The sequence below is a fragment of the Mesorhizobium sp. WSM4904 genome (assembly GCF_029674545.1).
Lineage (GTDB): Bacteria > Pseudomonadota > Alphaproteobacteria > Rhizobiales > Rhizobiaceae > Mesorhizobium.
On the sequence record NZ_CP121354.1, the window covers coordinates 4,859,488 to 4,884,694 of the forward strand.

At 64.6% G+C, this 25,207-nt stretch carries 25 protein-coding genes and 1 pseudogene; 11 read left to right on the plus strand and 15 right to left on the minus strand.

Annotated elements, in window-relative coordinates:
- Positions 1-13: 13 nt before the first annotated feature.
- Positions 14-1,198, minus strand: coding sequence for an MFS transporter (locus QAZ47_RS23320; protein ID WP_278230891.1), 1,185 nt, complete (start codon positions 1,196-1,198; stop codon positions 14-16).
- Between the two features lie 119 nt (positions 1,199-1,317).
- On the opposite strand from QAZ47_RS23320, the gene QAZ47_RS23325 reads away from it, so the two are divergent.
- Complete coding sequence (locus tag QAZ47_RS23325) at positions 1,318-1,944, plus strand: TetR/AcrR family transcriptional regulator (RefSeq protein WP_278230892.1); 627 nt, start codon at positions 1,318-1,320, stop codon at positions 1,942-1,944.
- 215 nt (positions 1,945-2,159) lie between these two features.
- Here QAZ47_RS23325 and QAZ47_RS23330 read toward each other — a convergent pair whose 3' ends face one another.
- Positions 2,160-2,369, minus strand: a complete 210-nt coding sequence (locus QAZ47_RS23330) for a LysR substrate-binding domain-containing protein (protein WP_278233858.1) — start codon at positions 2,367-2,369, stop codon at positions 2,160-2,162.
- Positions 2,370-2,748: 379 nt separating this feature from the next.
- Between QAZ47_RS23330 and groES the strand changes: the two genes are divergently transcribed.
- Both groES and groL read left to right on the plus strand, forming a co-directional pair.
- Positions 2,749-3,045, plus strand: coding sequence for a co-chaperone GroES (gene groES / locus QAZ47_RS23335; protein ID WP_040975262.1), 297 nt, complete (start codon positions 2,749-2,751; stop codon positions 3,043-3,045).
- A gap of 62 nt (positions 3,046-3,107) precedes the next feature.
- Positions 3,108-4,760 (plus strand): chaperonin GroEL, encoded by a 1,653-nt coding sequence (groL, locus tag QAZ47_RS23340; RefSeq protein ID WP_278075846.1) that lies wholly within the window; start codon positions 3,108-3,110, stop codon positions 4,758-4,760.
- 348 nt (positions 4,761-5,108) lie between these two features.
- Here the strand turns inward: groL and QAZ47_RS23345 are convergent, their stop codons facing one another.
- Both QAZ47_RS23345 and QAZ47_RS23350 read right to left on the minus strand, forming a co-directional pair.
- Positions 5,109-5,624: an OsmC family protein gene (locus QAZ47_RS23345; protein WP_278230893.1), complete on the minus strand. Its 516-nt coding sequence runs from the start codon at positions 5,622-5,624 to the stop codon at positions 5,109-5,111.
- A gap of 57 nt (positions 5,625-5,681) precedes the next feature.
- Positions 5,682-6,107 carry a GFA family protein gene (locus tag QAZ47_RS23350; protein WP_278203138.1) on the minus strand — a complete coding sequence of 142 codons (426 nt, stop codon included), beginning with the start codon at positions 6,105-6,107 and terminating at the stop codon, positions 5,682-5,684.
- Positions 6,108-6,422: 315 nt separating this feature from the next.
- Between QAZ47_RS23350 and QAZ47_RS23355 the strand changes: the two genes are divergently transcribed.
- The gene (locus tag QAZ47_RS23355; RefSeq protein WP_278230894.1) at positions 6,423-7,442 is read left to right on the plus strand and encodes an AraC family transcriptional regulator; all 1,020 of its coding nucleotides are present in this window, start codon (positions 6,423-6,425) and stop codon (positions 7,440-7,442) included.
- Position 7,443: 1 nt separating this feature from the next.
- Here QAZ47_RS23355 and QAZ47_RS23360 read toward each other — a convergent pair whose 3' ends face one another.
- The 6 genes and pseudogenes from QAZ47_RS23360 to QAZ47_RS23385 all read right to left on the minus strand — a co-directional run bounded on the left by QAZ47_RS23360 (position 7,444) and on the right by QAZ47_RS23385 (position 11,582).
- Positions 7,444-8,055: a LysE family translocator gene (locus QAZ47_RS23360; RefSeq protein WP_278230895.1), complete on the minus strand. Its 612-nt coding sequence runs from the start codon at positions 8,053-8,055 to the stop codon at positions 7,444-7,446.
- 260 nt (positions 8,056-8,315) lie between these two features.
- A pseudogene (locus tag QAZ47_RS23365) lies at positions 8,316-8,654 on the minus strand (YkgJ family cysteine cluster protein); the annotation flags it as partial.
- 197 nt (positions 8,655-8,851) lie between these two features.
- A complete protein-coding gene (locus QAZ47_RS23370) occupies positions 8,852-9,631 on the minus strand; it encodes an SRPBCC domain-containing protein (RefSeq protein WP_278230896.1) in 780 nt (259 codons plus the stop codon).
- Complete coding sequence (locus tag QAZ47_RS23375) at positions 9,631-9,966, minus strand: metalloregulator ArsR/SmtB family transcription factor (protein WP_278075836.1); 336 nt, start codon at positions 9,964-9,966, stop codon at positions 9,631-9,633. The genes QAZ47_RS23370 and QAZ47_RS23375 overlap by 1 nt, the downstream gene beginning before the upstream one ends.
- 86 nt (positions 9,967-10,052) lie before the next feature.
- Positions 10,053-10,808 (minus strand): SDR family NAD(P)-dependent oxidoreductase, encoded by a 756-nt coding sequence (locus QAZ47_RS23380; protein WP_278075835.1) that lies wholly within the window; start codon positions 10,806-10,808, stop codon positions 10,053-10,055.
- Positions 10,809-10,922: 114 nt separating this feature from the next.
- Positions 10,923-11,582, minus strand: coding sequence for a glutathione S-transferase family protein (locus QAZ47_RS23385; protein ID WP_278230897.1), 660 nt, complete (start codon positions 11,580-11,582; stop codon positions 10,923-10,925).
- Positions 11,583-11,805: 223 nt separating this feature from the next.
- Between QAZ47_RS23385 and QAZ47_RS23390 the strand changes: the two genes are divergently transcribed.
- Positions 11,806-11,985 carry a CsbD family protein gene (locus QAZ47_RS23390; protein ID WP_278075833.1) on the plus strand — a complete coding sequence of 60 codons (180 nt, stop codon included), beginning with the start codon at positions 11,806-11,808 and terminating at the stop codon, positions 11,983-11,985.
- A 49-nt stretch (positions 11,986-12,034) separates the two neighbouring features.
- Here the strand turns inward: QAZ47_RS23390 and QAZ47_RS23395 are convergent, their stop codons facing one another.
- A complete protein-coding gene (locus QAZ47_RS23395; RefSeq protein WP_278233859.1) occupies positions 12,035-13,159 on the minus strand; it encodes a metallophosphoesterase in 1,125 nt (374 codons plus the stop codon).
- Between the two features lie 267 nt (positions 13,160-13,426).
- On the opposite strand from QAZ47_RS23395, the gene QAZ47_RS23400 reads away from it, so the two are divergent.
- On the plus strand, positions 13,427-14,020 hold the full coding sequence (locus tag QAZ47_RS23400; RefSeq protein ID WP_278230898.1) for a hypothetical protein: 594 nt from the start codon (positions 13,427-13,429) through the stop codon (positions 14,018-14,020).
- Positions 14,021-14,081: 61 nt separating this feature from the next.
- Here QAZ47_RS23400 and QAZ47_RS23405 read toward each other — a convergent pair whose 3' ends face one another.
- Entirely contained in the window at positions 14,082-14,708 is a 627-nt protein-coding gene (locus QAZ47_RS23405; protein WP_278230899.1) for a TetR/AcrR family transcriptional regulator, read from the minus strand.
- A gap of 148 nt (positions 14,709-14,856) precedes the next feature.
- Here QAZ47_RS23405 and QAZ47_RS23410 point away from each other — a divergent pair, with 148 nt between their 5' ends.
- The 5 genes from QAZ47_RS23410 to QAZ47_RS23430 all read left to right on the plus strand — a co-directional run bounded on the left by QAZ47_RS23410 (position 14,857) and on the right by QAZ47_RS23430 (position 20,122).
- Positions 14,857-15,585: an NIPSNAP family protein gene (locus QAZ47_RS23410; protein ID WP_278233860.1), complete on the plus strand. Its 729-nt coding sequence runs from the start codon at positions 14,857-14,859 to the stop codon at positions 15,583-15,585.
- 341 nt (positions 15,586-15,926) lie between these two features.
- The gene (gene fumC / locus QAZ47_RS23415) at positions 15,927-17,324 is read left to right on the plus strand and encodes a class II fumarate hydratase (RefSeq protein WP_278230900.1); all 1,398 of its coding nucleotides are present in this window, start codon (positions 15,927-15,929) and stop codon (positions 17,322-17,324) included.
- Between the two features lie 258 nt (positions 17,325-17,582).
- The gene (locus QAZ47_RS23420) at positions 17,583-18,779 is read left to right on the plus strand and encodes an IS256 family transposase (RefSeq protein ID WP_278203348.1); all 1,197 of its coding nucleotides are present in this window, start codon (positions 17,583-17,585) and stop codon (positions 18,777-18,779) included.
- Between the two features lie 361 nt (positions 18,780-19,140).
- Positions 19,141-19,563 carry a DoxX family protein gene (locus QAZ47_RS23425; RefSeq protein ID WP_278203148.1) on the plus strand — a complete coding sequence of 141 codons (423 nt, stop codon included), beginning with the start codon at positions 19,141-19,143 and terminating at the stop codon, positions 19,561-19,563.
- A 136-nt stretch (positions 19,564-19,699) separates the two neighbouring features.
- Positions 19,700-20,122, plus strand: a complete 423-nt coding sequence (locus QAZ47_RS23430) for a DoxX family protein (protein WP_278203149.1) — start codon at positions 19,700-19,702, stop codon at positions 20,120-20,122.
- 22 nt (positions 20,123-20,144) lie between these two features.
- Here the strand turns inward: QAZ47_RS23430 and QAZ47_RS23435 are convergent, their stop codons facing one another.
- The 3 genes from QAZ47_RS23435 to QAZ47_RS23445 form a co-directional block, all read right to left on the minus strand.
- Positions 20,145-21,215, minus strand: coding sequence for a serine hydrolase (locus QAZ47_RS23435; RefSeq protein ID WP_278230901.1), 1,071 nt, complete (start codon positions 21,213-21,215; stop codon positions 20,145-20,147).
- A gap of 77 nt (positions 21,216-21,292) precedes the next feature.
- On the minus strand, positions 21,293-22,828 hold the full coding sequence (gene ppx / locus QAZ47_RS23440; RefSeq protein ID WP_278230902.1) for an exopolyphosphatase: 1,536 nt from the start codon (positions 22,826-22,828) through the stop codon (positions 21,293-21,295).
- A complete protein-coding gene (locus tag QAZ47_RS23445) occupies positions 22,825-25,020 on the minus strand; it encodes an RNA degradosome polyphosphate kinase (protein WP_278230903.1) in 2,196 nt (731 codons plus the stop codon). The genes ppx and QAZ47_RS23445 overlap by 4 nt, the downstream gene beginning before the upstream one ends.
- Positions 25,021-25,207 lie beyond the last annotated feature (187 nt).

Here is a 25,207-nt window from a genome sequence, read left to right on the forward strand (position 1 = left end):
CGTCACCTCCCGCTCAGGCTGGAACGCGCCGCCGCGCCACCAGCACAAAGACGCCGAGCAGCGCGACGCTGGCCAGCGCGCTTGCCGCGGCGAATTCCGGCACCGGCCGAAAATTCTCGCCGTCGATCAGCAGCGACGCGGCGATCGGGCCGATGGCGAGGCCGAAGAGCTGCGCGGCCGGCACCAGGAGCACCGCCGTTCGCGTCTCGTCGGCGGTGATCGCCATGCGGATCTGATAGGGCACGATGAAGAGCAGGATGAAGCCCATCGCCAGCACGACAGCCCAGAAGACGGAGAGCGCCGGTCCCGACGCGAGCAGCGCCGAGCTGATCGCAGCGACAGCGCCGATGCCGGCGATGGCGAAGCGGTAGTCGATACGCGCTTCGAACACGGTCGCGGTCATGGCGCCCACCACCTGCGCGGCGAGGCTTGCCGAAACCATCAGGCCGACGGTGCGGCCGTCGATGCCGAACTCGGCGCCGAGCGGCTCGAGGAAGGCCCAGACGGCGCCGAAGAACATGAAGTAGCAGAAGATCGACAGCAGCGCGGCGATGGCCGGCACGGTGAGCACGTTGGAGAGATGCTCTTCCTTCGGCAGATCGGCATAATCGTCCGGCACGATCCAAGCGGCGACGAGCGACAGCAGGCAGACGATGCCGAGCGCGATAAACCCGCCGGCGGAGCCGGCCGCAGGCACCGCATAAAGCGCGAGCAGCAGCGCCAGCGCGCATTGCGCCAAGGTCTGCAGCGTGACGAAATAGCCGCCGATACGCTCGGCCCGGCGCGAGCGGGCGATCAGCTCGGTGGCGACGGCGACCAGGCCGCCCTCGGCAAGGCCTGCGAGCGTGCGCGCGCCGATCAGCGCATTGGGACTTCCTGCATAAGCCGTCCAGAAATTGGCGAGCGCCAGCAGGATCAGGAGCAGAGCGCTCTTCCAGCGCATGTTGCGAGCCGGCAAGAGCATCGCCACGATCGCCGATCCGATGGCGATCGCGACCATCTCGGCGGTGGCGACCAGTGCCAGTTCGTCGCCGGTGACATGGCCTTCCTCGTAGAGCGCGCCGAGCAACACCGGCTGGAGCCCCAGGATGAGCACGCCGACCGAGCCGATCCACAATGCCGAGGCGAGTTGCAGGCCGGTCGGATTGCCAACCAGCCAGTCGCCGTTTTCGGCTTGCGCGACATCGGTGACGGTCACGAAGCGCCTCCCTTGCAGCCCGCGTTAAAAGCTGACAAGTTGTCAGCATTTCACGAAACTGATACTTGATCAGTTTCCTGTCAACCGAGAATTCACAGCTCTCGCGAGAGATTTGGTGGATGAGAGAAGCAAAGCGAAAGGCGACGGAACCCAGGCGTAGGCCGAAGCAGGAGCGCAGCCGCGAGCGCATCGATGCGATCCTCGCCACGACCATGCGGCTGATCGGCGAGAAAGGCATCGACGCGGTGACGATGAAGGAAGTCGGCGCGCTGGCCGGCGGACCGATCGCCACGGTCTATCATTACTTCCCGAGCAAGTCGGCGATCGTAGCCATGCTCTACGAGCGCTTCTCGGAGGAGAGCCGCGCGCGGCTCTGCGAGATCATCGCCCATGTGCGGCACCGCGACGACGTGATGCCGGCTGCGGACCGGCTGCTCGACGACTATCACGGCCGCGTCGCCGGAGATCCGGCGATCCAGGACCTGCAGAACGCGATCCAGGCCGACAAGGCGCTCAAGAATCTCGACATCGCCGAAACGAGGCGACAGGCGGAGATGTTCTGCGATCATGTCGGCCCGCTGATCGAACCGGAGCGGCGCGAGGCTTTCGCACGCATAGTCTTCCTCATCTTCCAGCTCGCCGGCGGCGTCGTGCGGCTGGCGCTGACCCAGGACGAAGACGAGGGACAGCGCACGATCGAGGACTACCGCTCGATCATCCATGCGCAGCTAAGGTTGTTTTTGTAGGACAGTTCGCAGCCCACCAACGCCGGCGCTCACCCCCCTCTGGCCTGCCGGCCATCTCCCCCTTCAAGGGGGGAGATTGGCAGCTTCGGCGCCTCGCTCATTCTGCAACGTTGGGGATTGGCGAAAGCCGGCGCGATAGCTGATCTCCCCCCTTGAGGGGGAGATGGCCGGCAGGCCAGAGAGGGGTGCTGTCCCTCCAGCGTCAATAGGATCGCTCACGCCTCCAGCTTCGGCCCCAGGATCTCCACCAGCCAGTCCACGAACACCCTCACCCGCGGCGAGAGCTGCCGGCTGCGCGGATAGAGCACCGAGATCGGCGTCGGCGTCGGCGGGAAATCGGGAAGCACCTCGACCAGCCGGCCGGCCTCGATATCCTCGGCGTAGCGGAGTTTTGGCGCCTGGAACAGGCCTAAGCCCAGCCGCACCAGCGCAGCGCTGCTGTCGGAGGACAATCGCTGGGTCAACGCCCAGCGCATCGAGGTGTCCGGCGGCATGAACATCTAACGCGGACTTATCCGCTCCGGTCCGCCCCTCATTCGCATCGCACCGTGCTTCGCCGCTGTTTGCCGGCGAAACACGGCGCTTCTGTTTTGATACCCACCCGCGATCCGCCTTTTTCGGCATCGCGTCATGCGCAGAAAAATTTCGCGCCATTGCCCCTTCCCGCGCGCCTTGACTCTGGCAAGGCGCCAGCCTATTTCAGCGCCACGTTAGCACTCGCCATAGGTGAGTGCTAACTCATATATCCGGCGGCCTCGCCGGATGGAGGAACAGTTCTCACCGTTCTCATTCGAGGAAGACAACATGGCAAAGTCCAAGTTCCGCCCGCTTCATGACCGCGTGGTCGTTCGCCGGGTCGAATCCGAATCCAAGACCGCCGGCGGGATCATCATCCCGGATACGGCGAAGGAGAAGCCGCAGGAAGGCGAGATCATCGCCGTCGGCTCCGGCGCTCGCGACGAAAGCGGCAAGCTCGTGCCGCTCGACGTCAAGGCCGGCGATCGTGTGCTGTTCGGCAAGTGGTCGGGCACTGAAGTCAAGCTCAATGGCGAGGACCTTCTGATCATGAAGGAATCCGACATCATGGGCATCATCGGCTGAATATCGGCCTCTCCATCAACTGAGTTTTCGGGCTCTGTCCGAGCCCCTGTCAGGAGCTAACTATGGCTGCAAAAGACGTAAAATTCTCCCGCGATGCCCGTGAGCGCATGCTGCGCGGCGTCAACATCCTCGCCGACGCGGTGAAGGTGACCCTCGGCCCGAAGGGCCGCAACGTCGTCATCGACAAGTCGTTCGGCGCCCCGCGCATCACCAAGGACGGCGTCACCGTCGCCAAGGAGATCGAGCTCGAGGACAAGTTCGAGAACATGGGCGCGCAGATGGTGCGCGAGGTCGCCTCGAAGACCAACGACATCGCCGGCGACGGCACGACCACCGCGACCGTTCTCGCCCAGGCCATCGTCCAGGAAGGCAACAAGGCTGTTGCCGCCGGCATGAACCCGATGGACCTGAAGCGCGGCATCGACCTCGCCGTCGGTGAAGTCGTCACCGCCCTCGGCAAGGCCTCCAAGAAGATCAAGACCTCCGAGGAAGTCGCCCAGGTCGGCACGATCTCGGCCAATGGCGACGAGTCGGTCGGCAAGATGATCGCGGAAGCGATGCAGAAGGTCGGCAACGAAGGCGTCATCACCGTCGAGGAAGCCAAGACCGCCGACACCGAGCTGGAAGTCGTCGAAGGCATGCAGTTCGACCGCGGCTACCTCTCGCCCTACTTCGTCACCAACGCCGACAAGATGGTCGCCGATCTGGAAGACGCCTACATCCTGCTGCACGAGAAGAAGCTCTCCAACCTGCAGGCCATGCTGCCGGTCCTGGAAGCCGTCGTTCAGACCTCGAAGCCGCTGCTCATCATCTCAGAAGATGTCGAAGGCGAGGCTCTGGCCACGCTGGTCGTCAACAAGCTGCGCGGCGGCCTGAAGATCGCCGCCGTCAAGGCTCCGGGCTTCGGTGACCGCCGCAAGGCCATGCTGGAAGACATCGCCATCCTCACCGGTGGCCAGGTCATCTCGGAAGACCTCGGCATCAAGCTCGAGAATGTCGGCCTCAACATGCTCGGCCGCGCCAAGAAGGTGTCGATCTCCAAGGAGAACACCACCATCGTCGACGGCGCCGGCAAGAAGGCCGAGATCCAGGGCCGCGTCGCCCAGATCAAGCAGCAGATCGAGGAGACCACCTCGGACTACGACAAGGAAAAGCTGCAGGAGCGCCTGGCCAAGCTCGCTGGCGGCGTCGCCGTGATCCGCGTCGGCGGCGCGACCGAGGTCGAGGTCAAGGAAAAGAAGGACCGCGTTGACGACGCTCTGAACGCGACCCGCGCGGCCGTGGAAGAAGGCATCGTCGCCGGCGGCGGCGTCGCGCTGCTGCGCGCCTCGGGCAACCTCAAGGCCACCGGCGCCAATGCCGACCAGGAGGCCGGCATCAACATCGTTCGTCGCGCGCTGCAGGCTCCGGCCCGCCAGATCGCGGCCAACGCCGGTGCCGAAGCCTCGATCGTCGCTGGCAAGATCCTCGAGAACAAGGGCGGCACCTTCGGCTTCAACGCCCAGACCGGCGAGTATGGCGACATGATCGCCATGGGCATCGTCGACCCGGTCAAGGTCGTGCGCACCGCTCTCCAGGACGCGGCCTCGGTCGCCGGCCTGCTCGTCACCACCGAAGCCATGATCGCCGAGGCGCCGAAGAAGGAAGCCGCCGGCGGTATGCCGGGCGGCATGCCCGGCGGCGGCATGGGTGGCATGGGCGGCATGGACTTCTAATCCAGGCTGCCAAGCTGATACGGAAAGGGCGCCGAGAGGCGCCCTTTTTGTTTGGCAGTTGAACCAGTCTCAAAAGGAGGGCAACACCTTCGTACTGCGGCGATTGGCGAAAGCCTGCGCGACAGCGAATCTCCCCCCTTGAGGGGGAGATGGCCGGCAGGCCAGAGGGGGTCGCCGCGCGTGAAGCGCCAACCTCTTCGGCGCAAAAGGGGTCGAGTCCGGTCGGACCGACCCCCTCTGTCGGCTTCGCCGACATCTCCCCCTCAAGGGGGGAGATCAGCAGTTTGCGCGCGCTGCACGACCTTGCCGGAATCCCCCCGCCAAGGTCAGGATTCCGGGCAACTCGCTTTACCGCGCGATCCTGTTGAGCTTCACGAAAGTCTTGGGACTACGCTGGATCGTCTGGAAGATCACGCAGTAGCGGTCGGTGAGCTCCATCAGCTGGGTCAGCCGGTTTTGCGGAGCGTCCGTCTCGATGTCGAAGCGCAGGCGGATCTCCTTGAAGCCGACCGGCACGCCCTCGGTGACGCCCAGCGTGCCGCGAAGGTCGACATCGCCCTCGGCCGAGATCTCGGCCGACTTGATCGGAATCTCCAGCACGGCGGCGGCAGCCCGCATCGAGACGCCGGCGCAGGCGATCAGCGCCTCCAAGAGCATGTCGCCGGAACAAAGCTCCTGCCCGCTGCCGCCGGCCTTCGGATGGATGCCGGCCAACGCCAAGCCGCGGCCGGTCTCGACCTTGCAGGTCACCCTGGAGTCGTTGGCGTTGCCCTTGGCCTTCAGCGTGAGAAGCGCCGCCCGGGCATCCTTGCGATAAAGATCCTTGATCGGCTCCTGCGTGGCGCGAAATGTCGCGATGTCCATGCATATTCTCCTGTCGTTGAGTGTGGTTCGCGGAGGTCGTGAGTCATCATCCGGGACCTACTCCGGCACGCTCACGCCGGACCCGCCGAGCTCGGCCGGAAAATCCTTCAGCTTCGGCAGGCCGTCCTTCATCGGCAGGACCGTCTCGGCGTAGTTGACATGGACGCCCGGCGTGAATGCCACCGTCGGTATCGTGGCAGCATAGACGTCGACCAGGCCGAGCGGCGGGTGATCCGTCATCAGATGGCCGCCGCATTTGGTGCAGAACTGGCGCTCGCTCATCTTCGACTTCCTGAAGCCGGACAGGAACTCGGCACCCCTGGTGACCTTGACGTTCTGCGGCTTCCACAACGTGAAGGCGTTCACGGGAGACGCCGACCACGAACGACAGGAACTGCAATGGCAATAGCCCATCGCCTCGGCGGTTCCATGCACTTCGATCTCCACGGCGCCGCAAAAACACCCGCCCTTATGTACCGTCATGACTTTCATCCTTCCTTGAGTTCGATTGCGCTCGAGCGCCCGGTTTGGGGACGAAGCTCGGCACCGGCAGGGGTTTAAAGCTTCCGGCCATGAGCGGAATGACGCGGCGTCCGCCTCACTTGACAGCGCGTCCGGAACTCGAAAGGGTTGCCGCGCCGGGTTGCCGCGCGGCTAGAGCGTTTCACCGTTTCACGGAAACGGCGAACCGCTCTATCTTCTCGTTTTGACGCAATTCCGGACGGAAGGTTACGGCGAATGCGCCGAACCCAACCGCACACACTTTTCCTGGAATTGCTCTAGCGGGACTTGGGTGGAATGGCCGGGGACGCTCTGTCTGACCTGTTGAAAACGGTGCGCCTCACCGGTGCGACGTTCTTCGACATCGAGGCCCAGGATCCTTGGGCGGTCTGCTCGCCCGCCCCCGCCGCGATATTGCCGAGGATCCTGCCCGGCGCGGACCACCTGATCTCCTATCATGTGCTCACCGCCGGCCGCTGCTTTGCCCGCATCGTCGGCAAGGAGGCGATCCCCGTGGAAGCCGGCGAGGTGGTGGTCTTCACCAACAGCGACCCGCACATCATGTCGAGCACGCCCGACCTTCGGGCCGATCCGCCGACCGCGGATGTGCTGGAGATCGCGGCCGCCAGCCAGACGCCGTTCCCCATCAACTTCGTCAAGGACGGATCGTTGTCGGCCCGGCTGGTGTGCGGCTATCTCGCTTGCGACGCCCTGCCCTTCAATCCGCTGCTCGAAGTGCTGCCGCCGGTCATCAAGGCCGGGGACATGAAGGGCGATGGCGGCTGGCTCGGCCAGTTCATCAAGCTCGCCGTATCGGAGGTCGCGGAAAAGCGCGCGGGCAGCGAGACGGTGCTGACCAAGCTCAGCGAGCTGATGTTCGTCGACGTGCTTCGCCGCTACGTGGAATCGCTGCCGCCGCAGCAGACCGGCTGGCTGGCGGGGCTGCGCGATCCACATCTGAGCAAGGCGCTGGCGCTGATCCACGACCGCCCGGAGCACAACTGGACGGTGGAGGCGCTGGCGCGGGAAGCCGCGCTGTCGCGCACGGTGCTCGCCGAACGCTTCACCAGGCTCGTCGGCATGCCGCCGATGCACTATCTCGCCAAATGGCGCATGCAGATCGCCTCTGAACTGCTCAGCGCCGGCAACGGCAACGTCGCGAGCATCGCCGCGGAGATCGGCTACGAATCCGAGGCGGCGTTCAGCCGTGCCTTCAAGAAGATGATCGGCGTCCCGCCCTCGGCCTGGCGGCTTGGCGTTCGGCTCGCGCCTGGCTCCGGAAGCGACGAAGCTTCCGAAATCGGGGGCGCAGATTGAGCTAGCGATCGGCCAGCGCCAGCTTGGCGCCGAGCATCACGAAGGCGCCGGCGAAGGTGCGGCGCATCCAGGTCAGCACCATCGGCCGCGACACGATGTGGCTGCGCACCGAGGCGGCGAACACGCCGTAGACCGCGAAGACGACGAAGGTCATCAGCATGAAGACGCCGGAGAGTTCCAGCATCTTGCCGAGCGCGTGCGGCTCGCCGGTGCTGACGAATTGCGGCAGGAAGGCAAAGAAGAAGATCGACAGTTTCGGGTTGAGGATGTTGATCAAGATGCCGGAGGTGATGATCCTGGCGGCGGAGCGCGGGGCGACGTTCTCGTCGACGCTCAAGCCGCCTTTCTCCTTCAGCGTGTTCCAGGCCATGTAGAGCAGATAGGCGACGCCGAGATATTTCAGCGTCTCGAAGGCGACGGCGCTGGTGTGCAGCACCGCGGCAAGGCCGGTGACGGCGGCCGCCATATGCGGAACGATGCCCAGCGTGCAGGCGAAGGCGGCGATGATCGAGGCGCGCGCGCCGCGCGAGAGGCCGGCGCTCAGCGTGTAGAGAACGCCGGTGCCGGGCGAAGCGACGATAATCAGCGACGTCAACAGGAATTCGATGCTCACGGTTTCCTCCACGGCCCTGCCCGCGCGGCAAGGTACCGGGAGGTGTGAAGCTGGGCAAGCGGGCGCGAGAAAGTAATCTCCCCCCAAGTGGGGGAGATGGCCGGCAGGCCAGAGGGGGGGCGCGAAGGATCGCTACCTCTGCCCTCTTGGCCGAAAATCTACTCCGGTGTGCGACGGAAGCTCAGTTGAGACGCCGGCGGGACAGCGCCCCCCTCTGCCCTGCCGGGCATCTCCCCCACAAGGGGGGAGATTGGCAGTTCGACCGCCAGCCCATACGCCGCCCTTGCCATCAGGCAGTCGTCGCCGCCGGGCATGCAGGCGCGGCAGACATGCGGGCGGATTTCGTAGATCGCGCAGGCCGTCCCCTTGCCCACCTCGCCGCGAAGCGCGGCACAGCGGCGGCCCTCGCAGCGCATGCCGGACTGATCGGCAGCGACGAGCGCTTCGGGGATGCGGTCGAGTTCGGCATCCTCTTCGGTGGAGAAGCGCGGCCAATCGGCAGAATAGGCGCAGCAGGCGCCGCAGCTCTGGCAGTCGAAGGCGGCAGATGCGTCGGCCAGGCTCGGGAAGGAATGGTCGTGCGGCAAGGCGATCCTCATGTGGGCAGTGCCTTTAGCACAGAGCCCGGAAACGCGCCCACGCCGATCGAACAAGATTTTTTTATTTTGCCGGGAACCTTTTCGCCGGCTGCGGGTTTTGGGCCTGTCGTTAGCAGTTCACGAGCAATCGAGAAAGGCTGACGATAAAGACGCCTCCCGCGCCGTGAAAAGCGCGAGAGGCGTTTTCGCTTTCGGCCTCACATGATCGTGCTCATCATCGGCAGGATCTCATAGCGGAAGCCGCGGCCCGAACGCACCGTCGGGTCGCCGTCGGTCACCGCTCTGGCCTCGGCCTCGCTGCCGACGCGCAGGATCAGCAGGCCCCAGGGCCCGGCGGGATCGGCGACAGGTCCGGCCAGCATCATCGTGCCGGCGCGAAGCTGGCCGCGCAGATAGTCGGCATGCGCGTTCATCAGCGCCCTTTCTTCCTCCGTCATGGTGAAGGCGAAATCCGGCCGCGGCGGGATCATCCGGCAGTGAAAGAACGACGGCGGCTGGGCACCGGTCTCCTTGGACAGAAAATCGCCGAGCCAGCCCAGCACGCGTTCCCAGCCGGAGCCGTGGTCGCGGCAGGACTCGTGGCGCGGGCCGAAGCCGTCATGGCGCAGCGTCAGCCGGGTGCCGTTTTCCACCGGCTCCAGCGTGTAGGTCACGGTCGTGACGTTGTCGCCGTCCCACGGCGCTATCCAGGTCATCACCAGGCGGTGCGGCGGCTCGACCTCGATATATTCGCCGCCGACGTGGAAATCCTGGCCGTCGGCGCCCTTGCCTTCCGAACGCCAGGCGCCGCCAGGCCGGACATCGGCCGTGTGTTTCGTCGTCCGGTACTTGTCGTCGGCGCCCCACCAGAGCGGGATCTGGTCGTCGGCGGTGATGGCGCGAAAGACGCGCTCGGGCGGCACGGCGATCGTCACCGTGGCAAGGATGGTGCCGGCGGAGATATCGGCGATCGCGCGCGGACTGTCGCTGCTGGCCATCAGTCTTCCTCCCGATTGGCGCTCTCCAGATAGGATTTCAGATTGCCGAGGCTGTGCTGCCAGAAATCGCGGTAAGGCAGGATCCAGTCGGCGACATCCTTCAGTTCGGCCGGCTCCAGCCGGTAGACGCGCTCGCGCCCCTGCCGTTGCTCGGAGACGACGTTGAGCTCGCGCAGGATCCTCAGATGCTTGGAAATGGCCGGCCGGCTTTGCGAGAAGGCGGAAGCCAGCTCGTTGACCGGCGCCGGCCCCTGACGCAACCGGTCCAGGATGGCGCGCCGTGTCGGATCGGCGATGGCGCGGAAGACGGAACGGTCCTGCTCAGCTTGCGGCATAATACGTATCCATTTGGTTACGTATTATGCCGAATTGCGGGACCGGTCAATTCTTCTTGGCTGGTGCCATCCGCTCTCGAGGCAATTCAGCGCTCCTGATCGGTCGGACGGATCAGGATCTCGTTGATGTTGACGTGCGGCGGCTGGCTGACGGCGTAGAGGATGGCATTGGCGATATCCTCGGCGGTCAGCGCTTCCATGGTGGCAAGGCGGTGCTCGAGTCCGGCCTTGAATTCCTCGTTGGTGATGTGGTCGGCGAGCTCGGTGCGCACAAGGCCGGGCTCGATGACGGTGACGCGCACCTTGTCGGCATAGACCTCGCGGCGCAACGACTCCGAAAAGGCGACGACGCCGAACTTGGTCGCCGCATAGCCGCTGGCGCCAGGGTTGGCGACGCGGCCGGCCACCGACGAAACGTTGACGATGTGGCCCTTGGCAGCCTTGAGATGCGGCAGCGCCGCCTTGGTGGTCGCCATCAGGCCGATCAGATTGAGCTCGATCATGCGGCGCCAGTCGTCGAGATCGGCCTCGGCCGCCGGCGCGAGCAGCATGACGCCGGCGTTGTTGACGAGGATGTCGAGCCGGTCCCATTCGGAAACGACCTTGTCGACCATGGCGGTGACGTCGCCGCCCTTGGCGATGTCGGCTGCGATGGCGAGCGCGGTGCCACCGGCTTTGTCGATGCGGCTGGCCAGCGTCGCCAGGCGATCGATGCGGCGGGCGGCGACGGCCACCTTCGCGCCGGCGGCGGCAAGTGCGGCGGCGGTCGCTTCGCCGATGCCGGATGAGGCACCGGTGACCAGCGCGACCTTGCCGGCGAGTGAGGAGTTAGAGGATGTCATGGTGAAATCTCCGGAAGCCGCCCGACCCTTCACATAGGCCGTGCCGGAGGTTCTTGAAGTCCCGCCATCAGAGCAGTTGACGCGAATTGCGGCGAAACCGCCGCCCGCTGGGAGCTAATCCTGCTCATGAGGCCCTGGTTCGGGCCAGGGCTCCCTGGCGGCCTCCGCATACCAATGCCGCATCGCCGGCGTTGCCAAAACCGCGTCGACATAGGCGCGGGTGACGGGCGCAAGCTCCCCGCCATAGGTGTCGAAGCGGGTGACGATGGGCGCATACATGGCGTCGGCTGCGGTGAAATGGCCGAACAGGAACGGGCCGCCCCGGCCGTGTTGCTCGCGGCACTGCCGCCAGATTGCCTCGATGCGCGCGCGCTGCGCCTCGCCCTCGGCATCCAGCGGCGTATGGGCCTTCGGCCGGCGCAGATTCATCGGCCAGCCATAGCGGACCTCGCGGAAGCCGGAATGCATCTCGGTCGCCACCGAGCGCGCCAAGGCACGGGCGCCGAGATCGTCCGGCCACAGCTTTTTCTCCGGAAAGAGGTCAGCCAGATATTCAAGTATGGCAAGGGTTTCCCAGACGATCCTGCCGTTGTGATTCAAGACCGGAACCAGGCCAGTCGGCGAGACCTTGGCGAGATTGGCCGCGGTCTCCGGCGTACGCAGCCGCACGAAGCTCTCCTCGAAGGGTATTTCCAGGTGCCGCATCGCCACCCAGGGCCTGAGCGACCAGGACGAAAAGCACTTGTTGCCGATGTATAGGGTGAACTCAGCCACGGTGTCTCCTGATGCCGATTGCGGCGTCAAGCTAGAGCAATTCCAGAAAAAGTGTGAAACGGTTTTCCGCCCGCAATTGCGTAAACAAGAAATAGCTTAGGCTTCCCGCCGAAAGTCCTTGCCGCGAGCCGGCAGGCCGGCGGAACCCGAACGTTGTCGGTTCGTTGTCGTGTCGGATGCGGCCTTCGCATCCATCTCCATTCCAGGCCCAGGAGATGCGGATATGGTGAACAGGGATCAGGTCGTCGGGGTTGCCAAGCAAGTGAAGGGCTCGGTCAAGCAGGCGGCCGGCAAGGCCACGGGCAACCGGCGCATGCAGGTGGAAGGCGTGTCGGAAAAGATCGCCGGCAAGGTGCGCAAGGCCTATGGCGACGTGAAGGACAAGGTCCGCAAGGCGCTCTGATCCCGAAAAAGGCCGCCTTCAGGCGGCCTTTTTCATGCCTCGGATTGCTTCATGCCTCGAACTGCTTGGAGAACGCATTGGTGAAGACGACCTCGCCATGGTCGCCGGCCGCCTCGCCCAGCACGACATCGAGGTTGTCATCGGTCACCCGCGCCAGCGCGAAGCCGCCCATATAGGCGGCCTTCGGCTTGATGAGGTCCAGCCCGTCGCGCCGGTAGATCATCGGCACCTCGTGCTGATGGCCGTGGAAGATGGCAATCACATTGTAGCCTTTCAGCACGCCGACCAGCGCCTGGCGGTCGGCCTCGCCCCACCAATGCGGGCGGCCGATGCCGTCGTCGTCATAGGCGCGTTTTGCCGGATCCCAGCGCTCGATTGAGAAGGGGTCCCAGCCGTAATGCTGGAACAGGATCACCGGACGGCCGTCGCCGGCATAGGTCGCCAGATCCTGCTTCAGCCAGGGCAGGCTGCTCAGCGCGCCATGGCCGGTATCGCCGGCGAAGCGATGCGTCTGGACGAGATGCAGGCCGCCCCAGTCCCAGGAATAGCAGTCGGTGTCGACGTCGTAGTTCGTCGCCGGCACCGGCGGCTTGAAGAAGACGCCGGGGCGATGGTTGACCTCGACATAGTCGCGCATCTCGCGACGGTACCAGTCGACATGGCGCTTCGGTCCATTCTGGTCGAGATCGTGGTTGCCGAGCCCGACATAGACGGGAATATGGACGCGGTCCGGCCCGACGCCTTGCTGGTAGCGCTGGCTGAACTGCAGGAGTTGGGTGCCCTCGCTCGGCAGGGTGATCTGGCCGCCGCCGTCGTCGGTGATGTCGCCGCCGGTGACGAGGCCGAGCGGCGTGCCGATGCGCCTGCCTGCCGAATGCAGGCCGGTGGCGGCGCCGCTGATCTCGACCGGCCACTCTTTGTCCTCGATTGCGTTCAGCGCCGCCACATTGCGCAGCAGCGCGGCATCGGTCTTGCCTTCCTGCTCGCAATTGGGGCTCAGCTTGCGCGCCATGCGGCAGGCATGGATGTCGGCGATGAACAGGAACGTTGCGTCGATCGGCTGAATGCGCCGGCCGGTCTGGGCGAAAGCCGCGCGCGGCAAGCTGGCGGCCACGGCGAGGCCTCCCATGAGGAAAGCGCGGCGCGAGGTGGTTGCTGGCAAGCGGCGATTCATCGTCACAGGATTGAACATCGCCGATCACGCTTCGTCCAGTTTTGCCCTCCGGTTTTGCCGCTGGGCGGCTTTTCATGCCAGGGCATGAAAAGCTCTTAAAGCGCGTCGCGATCTTTCAGATCGCTCCATCGCCCTAGGTCTCCGATTTTACGCATGTCTTTGTCCCGAAACCGGTTCCCACTTTCGGGAGACATGCTTTGGGTCGACAGGGCAGCCGCGGTCTGGCATTGCTTCACGAGGCAACCAGGGCGGGCAGAGGAGGACGCCATGAAGACCACCACGGTCGGTTTCGTGTTTGCCATGCTGGCGCTGGCCAGTTCCGCCAAAGCAGCCGACTGCATCGATCCCAAATCGGCCAAGGCCGGCTTCGTTCTGGAGAAACCCGGCATCCGCAGCGAGTTCCGGCCGGCGCCGGGCGGCATGGTCGCGGTCGTCAACGACTACCAGTCGCAATCGCCGCAGACGCAGTTTCTCTATGCCGGGCTGATCGAGGTCTTTCGCGACAGCGATACGGGACGGCTGTCGATGATCCCGCTCGGCGACATCAAGAAGCTGTTTCCGCTGAAGGCCGGCGCCAAGAGCAAAACCGAGTTCGTGCGGCTCTCGGCGAAGAAGACGCCGAAGGGTACGGAAACGCTGGCGCTAAACGTCAAGGGCAAGGAAACCTACAAGCTCGGCGACTGCAAATACAACGTGCTGGCGGTGAACGAGACGATAACCGGCGATTCCGGCGCGGTGGTCGACAGCTTCACCGCGCTCTATTCGCCGGATCTTCGGGCAGTGCTGGCGCGGCGCTATGACGAAGGGACGAGCGCTGAGAGCGAGGTGGGATTCGAGACGATCAAGCCGCTGAAGGAGTGAGGTCTGGCCGCAGGGCGAGCAAGGAGACGTCGGCAGACCCGGAGGAGCTGTCCCGCCAACTTCAGCGAATTGGCTGCCGTCGCAACACTCTGCGGCGCCGCTTCTCTGGCAATGCGCTCTGCGACGGCGACGACCCGGAACTCTCCAACCCCGCCAAACACTCCCGCAACACTCCAGCGTCCTGCGCCGTCTTGGCCATCGACATGGCGCCGGAGTAAGCCGCGACGGCCAGCGCCGCGAAGCGGTCCGGGTCGGTTCCACCCTCCCCTCCAGCTTCTTGGTCGGCGTGTATCTTGTCGGCGATCGCCTGCCGCCAGCCGGCGAAGACGTTGGCCAGCGCCAGACGGAAATCGGCGTCGGCGAGCGACAGCTCGTGCGCCAGGTTGTTGAGCGGGCAGCCGCGCACATAGCCCTGCCGTTCGAGCTCGGCCGCTACCGCTTCAAACACTGCGCGAACTCCTTCGCGCGCCGACGGCGCCGCCCGCACCGGATCGATCCAGGTTTCCTGAACCGCCGCCGCCACGCGTTCCTCGATCACCGCCAGCGCCAGCGCCTTCTTGGTTGGGAAATGATGATGCAGCGCGCCGCCGGTGACGCCTGCCGCCGCCATCAGGTCGCCGAGGCTGGAAGCGTGATAGCCGCGCGCCTGGAAGGAGTCTTCCGCCACGTCGAGCACGCGGCGGCGCATGCCTTCGGGATCGTTGGTGCGCTTTTTGCGCCGCGATCGCGACGGCGCTGCAATCTCTCGTGACATCCCAGCAAGATATCAGATTGACAAAACAGGACAACCGGTTTGTTTTGTCAAACAGGACAATCACCCTGTTTTGGAGTCGACGATGAATCTCGCTCGAAATGCCCCTCGCCTTGCATCGCCGGTCGTCGAGCTCCGCCAATACACGCTGAAGCCCGGCCAGCGCGAAACGCTGATCGCGCTGTTCGACCGAGAGTTCGTCGAGACGCAGGAGGCGACCGGCATGACTATCATCGGCCAGTTCCGCGACCTCGACCGCCCCGACATGTTCGTCTGGATGCGCGGCTTCGAGGACATGGAGGCGAGGAAGAACGCGCTCACCGCCTTCTACGACGGCCCGGTCTGGGCCAAGCATCGCGACGCCGCCAACGCGACGATGATCGATTCCGACGACGTGCTGCTGCTGAAATCTGCATGGCCGAGTGCAGGCTTCGACCTGTCGAGGTCGAAGCGACCGAGCGTGAGCGAAACCGGAAAACCAAGCCAGGATGCCGGACTAGCCGGAATTGTTGAGATTTCGATTCATCATTTGCGCCCGGGCACCGAGGCCAGCTTCGCGGAACGTTTCCGGACGGAGGCGGTTCCGCAGCTCACGGCAAATGGCGCTCGGCTGCTCGGCGCCTTCGTCAGCGAGCATGCCGAAAACAGTTTTCCGCGCCTGCCGGTGCGAGCCGGCGAGAATGTCTTCATCATCGTCGCCGGTTTCTACGACGATGCGGCACAAGCCGGAAGTCGAAGCAACCTCGCTTCGTCCGATCTGGTCCGCACGGAAATCCTGCGGCTTTCACCGACATCACGTTCCCTGCTGCGCTAGTGGTTGTTTCATCCCAGGCTTTAATGGTGCAGTATTTTCCCCCCGATGAAGGAGGCACGGTCGACGGCGGCTAGAGAGCTTCTTCCTTCTCCCCTTGTGGGAGAAGGTGGCCTCGCGAAGCGAGGTCGGATGAGGGGTGCTCCAGGGAACGCCAGCGTCTCACTCCGCTGGAACACCCCTCATCCGTCTCGGCGCTATCGCGCCGATCCACCTTCTCCCGCAAGGGGAGAAGGAAGAGGCGCGCTCCTTCAACCGATTTGCACCTCGCTCACCTTCAATCTCCGCTTGATGCCATTTGTGCAACGCGATACGCCCTTGCGCAAATCGACAGGAGATTTCCCGTGAGCGCTGAAAAGACCAGAACCGAAACCGATACATTCGGTCCTATCGAGGTGGCGGCCGACCGCTATTGGGGCGCGCAGGCGCAGCGTTCCCTGGGCAACTTCAAGATCGGCTGGGAAAAGCAGCCCGCCTCCATCGTGCGCGCGCTCGGCATCGTCAAGCGCGCGGCGGCCGAGGTGAACATGGAGATGAAGCGGCTCGATCCGGCCATCGGCAAGGCGATCGTGGACGCCGCGCAGGAGGTCATCGACGGCAAGCTCGACGACCATTTCCCGCTGGTGGTCTGGCAGACGGGTTCCGGCACGCAGTCCAACATGAACGCCAACGAGGTGATCTCGAACCGGGCTATCGAGATGCTCGGCGGCGTCATGGGCTCCAAAAAGCCGGTACATCCGAACGACCACGTCAATATGAGCCAGTCGTCGAACGACACCTACCCGACGGCCATGCACATCGCCTGCGCCGAGCGGGTCGCGCATCATCTGATCCCGGCGCTCCACCACCTGCACAAGGCGCTCGACGCCAAGGCCCGCGCCTTCAACCATATCATCAAGATCGGCCGCACCCACACGCAGGACGCCACGCCGCTCACCCTCGGCCAGGAATTCTCGGGATATGCCGCGCAGGTCTCCTCGTCGATCAAGCGCATCGAGCAGACGCTGCCCGGCCTGCAGGAGCTGGCGCAGGGCGGCACCGCCGTCGGTACCGGCCTCAACGCGCCGGTCGGCTTCGCGGAGAAGATCGCCGACCGGATCGCGTCGATCACCGGCATCGCCTTCGTCACCGCGCCGAACAAGTTCGAGGCGCTCGCGGCGCACGATTCCATGGTGTTCTCGCATGGCGCGATCAACGCGGCCGCCGCCGCGCTGTTCAAGATTGCAAACGATATCCGCCTGCTCGGTTCAGGCCCGCGTTCGGGCCTGGGCGAGCTCTCGCTGCCGGAAAACGAGCCGGGCTCCTCGATTATGCCGGGCAAGGTGAACCCGACCCAGTGCGAGGCGCTGACGCAGGTCTGCGTGCAGGTATTCGGCAACAATGCGGCGTTGGCCTTCGCCGGCAGCCAGGGCCATTTCGAGCTCAACGTCTACAACCCGCTGATGGCCTACAACTTCCTGCAGTCGGTGCAGCTGCTCGCCGACGCTTGCGTGTCCTTCACCGACAATTGCGTGGTCGGCATCGAGGCGCGGGAAGACAACATCAAGGCGGCGCTGGAGCGCTCGCTGATGCTGGTGACGGCGCTCGCCCCCACCATCGGCTACGACAACGCCGCCAAGATCGCCAAGACCGCGCATAAGAACGGCACCACGCTACGCGAGGAGGCTCTCGCCACCGGGCTGGTCAGCGAAGCCGACTACGACCGGCTGGTGCGGCCCGAGGATATGACGCATCCGGGGTAGCTTTTGCGGCGCGGGAAGGCCTACGAGGTCGTCATTCCAGGGCGAAGCAGGAGCGAAGCTCCGTCGCGGAGACCTGGAATCCATGCCGTTACCTGAACCGAAGGACGCAGCGGAGCAGAATTCTGCACCCTAGCAACGCTTGAACGTCACGGCATGGATCGGTAGTGTGCTGAGAGTTCTGCAAATTCGCTGAGAGAGGGCGGTCATGGCAGGCTGGTGATTGTTCACGTCACCTGATTCCCGCGAAGGAACGCCACCATGACCAAGATCGAAGATAAATCCGCCATAGCTGCCGTCAAAGACATTCTGCTTTCGAACCCGGATGGGCTGCACGAAGTGATCCGCGCAGTGATGCAGGAGGTCCTCGAGGCCGAGATGGACGAGGCGCTGGGCGCTTCGAAGAGCGAACGGACACCGGAGCGGCTCGGCTATCGCTCTGGGTATTACGGCCGCACGCTTGTCACCCGTGTCGGCAAGCTGGAGCTGCGGGTTCCGCAGGACCGGCAGGGGCGCTTCTCCACCGAGCTGTTCGAGCGCTACCAGCGCTCCGAGCGGGCCTTGGTGGCGACGCTTGCCGAGATGTACGTGCAAGGCGTGTCGACCCGCAAGGTCAAGGCGATCACCGAGGAGCTGTGCGGGCATGCCTTCTCGGCCTCGTCGATCTCGGCCATCAACAAACGGCTGGACGAAAGCCTGAAGGCCTTTGCCGAGCGCCCGCTTCAAGAGCCCTTTGCTTACCTCGTGCTCGATGCCCGCTACGAGAAGGTGCGCGAGGCCGGCATCGTCATGAGCCAGGCGGTGCTGATCGCGGTCGGCATCGACTGGGACGGGCGGCGCCAGATCCTGGCCGTGGAGATGGCCAATCGCGAGAGCCGCTCGGCCTGGAAGGACTTCCTCGTGGCGCTCAAGGCGCGCGGTCTTAGGGGCGTCGAGTTGGTTGTCTCCGACGACCATGCCGGTCTGGTCGCGGCGATCGGCGAGGTGATTCCGGAAGCGGCCTGGCAACGCTGCTACGTGCACTTCCTCAGGAACGCGCTCGATCACCTGCCGCGCAAGCACGGCGACGACTGCCTGCAGGAGCTCAGATGGCTCTACGACCGGCGCGATCTCGCCGAGGCCAAGGCCGATCTCGCCGCGTGGCTGGCCAAATGGTCGGGCCGCTATCCGCGGCTGACGACGTGGGTGGAGGAGACCATCGAGCGCACGCTGACCTTCTTTCGCCTGCCGCGCCAGCACCACAAGCACCTGAAGTCGACCAACATGCTGGAACGCCTCAACGAAGAGATCAGGCGCCGCACCTATGTCGTGCGCATCTTTCCCAACGCCGAAAGCTGCCTGCGCCTGGTCAGGGCGCTGGCCGTCGAAACCAACGAAAACTGGATGGAGGCCAACCGCTACATCAACATGGACGACCTGCGCGAGCATAAGAAGCTCGCTCTGCGCCAAGCCGCATGACCAGCCTCATGGCCGCCCCTTTTTGCAGAACTTGACGCACACAACCCATGGATCCTCGGGTCTGCGCCGCGTCGCTACGCTCCTTGCTTCGCCCGCGGATGACGAATTGTGGGGGCGGTTCGGCCAATCTCCCGGCATGCGACCGCCAATGTAAGCACGATCCGACCCAATTTTCCGTGCTGGCAATTTTGGCTGCAGGAAAATTTGTTCCCGCGGCCGGCTCCCGCGACATGAATTTCGCGTCAGCCGCAAAACCCTAGAATATCAAATCTGTGAACGATGTGTCACCGCATAAGTGTCTTTGGTGAACAGTCTCCATCGTCTATCTGACTGGGCATTCAACCCCGCTCGGAGACTCGCCATGTCCATCAACACTTCTACCGCCGGCACCGGCACCGCGTCCAACAGTTCCGTCACGATCCTGCTCGGCCGCATCCTGCTCGCCGTCATCTTCCTGCTTTCCGGCTTCGGCAAGCTGACCGCCATTTCCGGCACTGCCGGCTACTTCGGCGCCCTCGGCCTGCCTTTGCCGACCGTGACGGCCGTTGTCGTCGGCCTGATCGAGCTGCTCGGCGGGCTTGCCATCCTCGTTGGCTTCCAGACCCGCGTCGCCGCCTGGGTGCTCGCCATCTTCACGATCGCCACCGGGCTGGTCGCTCACACCGGCTGGGCCGACCAGATGCAGATGATCCAGTTCCTCAAGAACCTCGCCATCACCGGCGGCTTCATCCTGCTCGCCTCCTCGGGCGCCGGCGCCTACTCGATCGACGCCAAGCGCGGCTGATCCTATCCTCTCAGAATCCTCCCAAGCCTGAAACGAAAGCGGCACGGAATTTTCCGCGCCGCTTTTTCGTTTTCTCAACTGCAGGCGTACACTGCACCGAGAGCCCGGTACGATATACCGGCAAGGGAGGTGGCAAATGCCCCGCAACGCACTGCTTCTCATCTCGCGGCTCCTGCTTGCCGGTCTTTTCGTGCCTTCCGGCTTCCAGGCGCTCACCAACATCGCCGGCACGACGAGCTATTTCGCCGGCCTCGGCCTGCCGCTGCCGACTTTAGCCGCCTGGGGCACCGGCCTGTTCGAGCTGATCGCCGGATTGCTGATCCTGATCGGCTTCCAGACGCGGATCGCAGCACTTCTGCTTGCCGCCTTCTGCATCGTCGCCGGCTTCATCGGCCATTACGGCCAGGGCGCCGACGACGCGACGCTCGCCTTCCTGCACCAGCAGATGCTGATGAAGGACGTCGCGATTGCCGGAGGGTTCCTGGCGCTCGCCATGGCCGGCGCGGGCGCATGGTCGGCGGACGGGCGCGGCTTCGGTATCGGCGCCGAGGTAACCTGAGGATTTCAACGTCAACGGCCGCTCAGGCGCGCAGGAAATTGGCCAAAATGATCTCGCGCCAGACGCGAGTCGGCGTCACCCAAGCGTCCCAGGCATTGTATTTGCCGGCATAGATCACCGCCGCGATATCCGCCTCGGGCATCAACCAGAGACGCTGGCCGCCATTGCCGAAGCCGCCATACCACGGTTTCGGCGCGCCGAGTGCAGGCGCCGGCGCGTCGCCGATGAACCACAGCCGGCCGTAGCCGAGGCCGTCAGGGGTCGAAGTTGCCGACGTGAAAGACGCCTCGATCCAATCTTTCGAGATGACCCTCTTTCCGTCCCAAAGGCCGTTGCGAAGAAGCAGCATGCCGATTTTCAAGAGGTCGGGCGCGGTCAGCCTGAGCCCTGAAGCGGCGGAGGCGACGCCGTCGTCACCAGCCGACCAGTGGAACCGGTCGATGCCGAGCGGGCGAAAGAGCGCTTCGCGGGCGAAGTCCGGCAAGGTTTGGCCGCTGCCGCGCTCGATGATCGCGCCGACCAGCGCAACGCAGCCGCCGGAATAGATCCAGCGGCTTCCAGCTTCGGCGACGATCGGCCGATCGAGGATGAAGCGATAGCGGTCGGGAGCGTTCTCCATGGCGATCTCGCTGTTCAGCGGATCGCTGTAGGGGCGGTTTTCGTCCCACTCCATGCCGAGCGTCATCGTCAGCGCATGGCCTATGGTGATCCCGACGCGGGCCGGATCGGCGGCGAGATCGGCATATTCAGGAAACTGCGCGAAAAGCGGCGCCTCGGGCGGCGGCACCAGTCCTTTGTCGAGCGCGATGCCGTAGAGCAGGCTGACGATGCTCTTGGTCACCGAGCGCAGATCATGCAGCGTGCCGGCGTCGAAGGTGACATGCCCGAGAGGGCGCCCCCATTCCTGATCGTTGCCCTCCGCATAGTGCTCCAGGAACACCCTTTCGGAGCGGGCAGCGAGAACGACATGCAGGTCATGCAGCAGGCCGGACTCAACGCCGGCAAGCAGCTTGCGGTGGATCGCCGGATCGAAGCCGAGAGATTCGGCCGCGGCGGATCCGGACCGGGTCGGGGACGATTTTGCGATGGCCATGGGTTTTTCGCTCCGCGTTTTGCTTCACCCTCACGAAATCCCACCCGATTCAGCGCGCCCCATACGATCGAGACGCCCTATTTTACCGACATGCTCGGACCGCCTTCGACCGCCAGCACCAGGCGGCGGTTGGTGATGCGCGCGAGTTGCGCCAGCCGGCCGGCCGGGCGCTCGCCATAGAGGTCGGCAAGCGAAGCCGGCAGCACGAGCGCCAGCGCGCCGTTGCCGCGGCTCTCCCAGTTCAGCCGGGGCATCACGCCCGGCATTGCCGCCGTCAGCAGATAGATGACGCGCATCATCGCTGCCAGCACGCGGGCGCGCTCGAGCATGCGCGGCGGCGCCAGCGCCTTGATCTCCGGGGCGATTCCATCGTTGAAGACGCCGTCATGGCGATAGGCGCTGGCCAAAGCCAGATAGGCGCGGCCGGGGTGGTCGACGCCGATGAAGGAGGCGTGCGCGATGATGTTGAGAGACTGCCTGCCGCGATATTCGGGATGCGCGCGCCAGCCGATATCGGCAAGCAGGCAGGCGGCATGGCGATAGCGCGCCTCGTCCACAGTCTCGTCGATGCCGAAGGCCTTGAAGGCCTTGCCGGTCCATTCGACGAGGTCATGCGCGTGATGGACCGAACGCGAACGCAGCACTGCCAGCTCTTCGGCCGCCGAGATCAGCGGATCGGCCTTCTGCTCGGCCGCGTCGAGCAGCGAATAGAGGAAGCCCTCGCGCACGCCCTGTGCCGAGACGACGATCTTGGAGGGCTGCATCGCCGCCATGATCTCCTGCAGCACGACGGCGCCGTAAGGCAGAAGCGAGCGGCGGTTCTTGGAGACACCCTCGATGCCCCTGACCTTCTCGACCTCGCCCTTGGCCACCTGCCTGAGGAAGTTCTGGGCACTGTCGGCGGCTATCTCGTAATGATGCATGACGCCGAGCGGATAGTTGCTCATCTCCATATGCAGCCGGGCGAGGTTTCGCCAGGTGCCGCCGACGGCATAGAAGACCCTGCCCTGCCCGCCCTTGAGCAACTTCGCCCGCGCCAGTTCCTGGCGCGCGATCTTCTGCGCCTGGACGAGCGAGTTCTTGGCCATGTCCTGCAGGCGCAGGCCGCCGAGCGGCAGCGTGATGCCGTCGCCGATCGTTTCGCCATTGATGTCGATGAGCTCAAGGCTGCCGCCGCCAAGGTCGCCGGCGATGCCGTTGGCCGGGTGGAAGCCGGATATGATGCCGAGCGCCGAATAATGCGCCTCCTGGCGGCCGGAAAGCACGCGGATCTCGGTCTTGAGCACGTCCTCGGCGCGGTGGATGAAATCCGGGCCGTTGATCGCCTCGCGCGCCGCCGCGGTCGCCAGCACATACATGTGCTCGGCGCCGGCCTGATCCGAAAGCGCGCGAAAACGGCGGAACTCCTCCATGGAGCGCGTCACCGCCTCGGGATCGAGCTTGCCCGTCGAAACGATGCCGCGGCCGAGGCCGGCCAGCATCTTTTCGTTGAACAAAAGTGTCGGCGAGCGCGCCAGCCCTTCATAGACGACGAGGCGGATCGAGTTCGAGCCGATGTCGATGATCGACAGCGGCCGCCGGTCCTGGAGCCGGCCCTGGGAGACTGAAATCACGCGGCGGCGTTCTTCTTGCGGCGCTTGAACTGGGCGATGCGCCTGGGCGCATGCGATTTCAGCGCGTCACCCCGTCCGGAGAGGCTCGGATTGGTCATGAAATATTCCTGCGCGTTGAACGGTTCCTCGCCCTCCTCCAGCACGACGCGCCGGGAGGTGCCATCAGCCAATACGTCGAAACTTTGCTGGTTGTCCATGACGTTGCCGAGCATGATCTGGCCAAGCACCTGTTCATGCACAGTTGGATTGGTGATCGGCACCAGGGTTTCGACGCGGCGGTCGAGATTGCGCGGCATCATGTCGGCGGACGAGATGTAGACGATCGCTTCGTCGGACGGCAGGCCGTGGCCGTTGCCGAAGCAGAAGATGCGGCTGTGCTCCAGGAAGCGGCCGACGATCGACTTCACCCTGATGTTCTCGGACAGGCCCGGCACCTGCGGCCGCAGGCAGCAGATGCCGCGCACGACGAGGTCGACCTCGACGCCGGAGCGGCTGGCTTCATAGAGCGCGTCGATGACGATCGGGTCGACCAGCGCGTTCATCTTCATCCAGATGCGGGCTGGCCGGCCCTCGCGCGCATGGGCGATCTCATCGGAGATGTGTTTCAGGATGCGGTTGCGCAGCGTGAAGGGCGACACGGCAAGGCGCATCTCTTCGGCCGGCTCGGCATAGCCGGTTATGAAGTTGAAGATCTGCGCGACGTCGCGCGCGATCGTCGGATCGGTGGTGAAGAAGGACAGGTCGGTGTAGATGCGCGCCGTGACCGGATGATAGTTGCCGGTGCCGAGATGCACGTAGTTGCGCAACCTGCCGTCCTCGCGGCGCACGATGAGCGACATCTTGGCGTGGGTCTTCAACTCCAGGAAGCCGAAGACGACCTGGACGCCGGCGCGCTCGAGGTCGCGCGCCCAGCGGATGTTGGCCTCCTCGTCGAAGCGCGCCTTGAGCTCGACGAGCGCCGTCACCGACTTGCCGGCCTCGGCCGCGTCGATCAGCGCGCGCACGATCGGGCTGTCGTTCGAGGTACGGTAGAGCGTCTGCTTGATCGCCACCACTTCCGGATCGGCCGCCGCCTGGCGCAGGAACTGCACCACCACGTCGAAGGATTCGTAGGGGTGGTGGACGATGATGTCCTTCTCGCGGATAGCGGCCAGGCAGTCGCCGCCATGCTCGCGGATGCGCTCGGGAAAACGCGGATTGTAGGGCGTGAATTTGAGATCGTCACGCGGGATGGCGACGATCTCGGAGATCTGGTTCAGCGCCAGCGGACCGGTCAAGACGCTGATGCGGCTTGCCGAAACGCCGAGTTCGCCGGCGACGAAGTCGCGCAACTCGGCCGGCATCAGCGTGTCGAATTCGATGCGGATCACGGACCCACGACGACGGCGTTTCAGCGCCGTCTCGAACAGGCGCACGAGATCTTCCGACTCTTCCTCGACCTCGATATCGCTGTCGCGAATGATGCGGAACGTGCCGGAGCCCTTGACCTCATAGCCCGGGAACAGCTTGGAGATATAGATGCCGACCGCTTCCTCGAGCGGGATGAAGCGCACGTGGTGCTTGCGGTCGGGCAGACGGATGAAGCGCCGCAACGCCACCGGCAGGCGCAGCAGCGCGCTCATCTCCTCGCCGTTCTTGCGGTGGCGCAACTGCAGCGCCATCGAGAAACCGAGATTGGGGATGAACGGGAACGGATGCGCCGGGTCGATGGACAGCGGGGTCAGCACCGGGAAGACCTGTTCCTGGAAATGCTCTTCCAGCCAGGCCTTCTCGTCCTTGCTGAGCGCGTCGCGGGTGATGCTCTCGATGCCTTCCTTGTTGAGCAGCTCCATCAAGGTCGACAGGCTCTTCTGCTGGTCTTCCTGCAGTCGCTCGACCTCGCGCAGCAGCTGCTCGAGCTGTTGCTCGGGCGTGCGGCCGTCCGGACTCTTCAGCACAATGCCCTCGCGCACCTGGCCGGCGAGACCGGCGACGCGGACCATGAAGAACTCATCGAGATTGGCGGCCGAGATCGACAGGAAGCGGACGCGCTCGAGCAGCGGATGGTGCTCGTTCAGCGATTCCTCCAGCACGCGCCGGTTGAACTGCAGCCAGGAGAATTCGCGGTTGACGAAACGGTCGGGATTGCCGCCGTCGGGGCTTGCCGCCTCGTCGGTGATGAATTCGCTCTGTACCGGCTTCAGTTCATTCATGGTTCCTTGCCCGCAACCGTCCCTTTTGGAGCGCCATACACCGCCGGACGCGTGACCGACGCTCTAACACGCTTTCATGACGCATGATGTCACGGAATCGGTAGTTCCCCGAGGTCATGCGCTTAACCGGCTCAACTTATCCTCTGCCAGCCTTTTGCGACAGTTTCATTTCATCGATCTTGCAAAC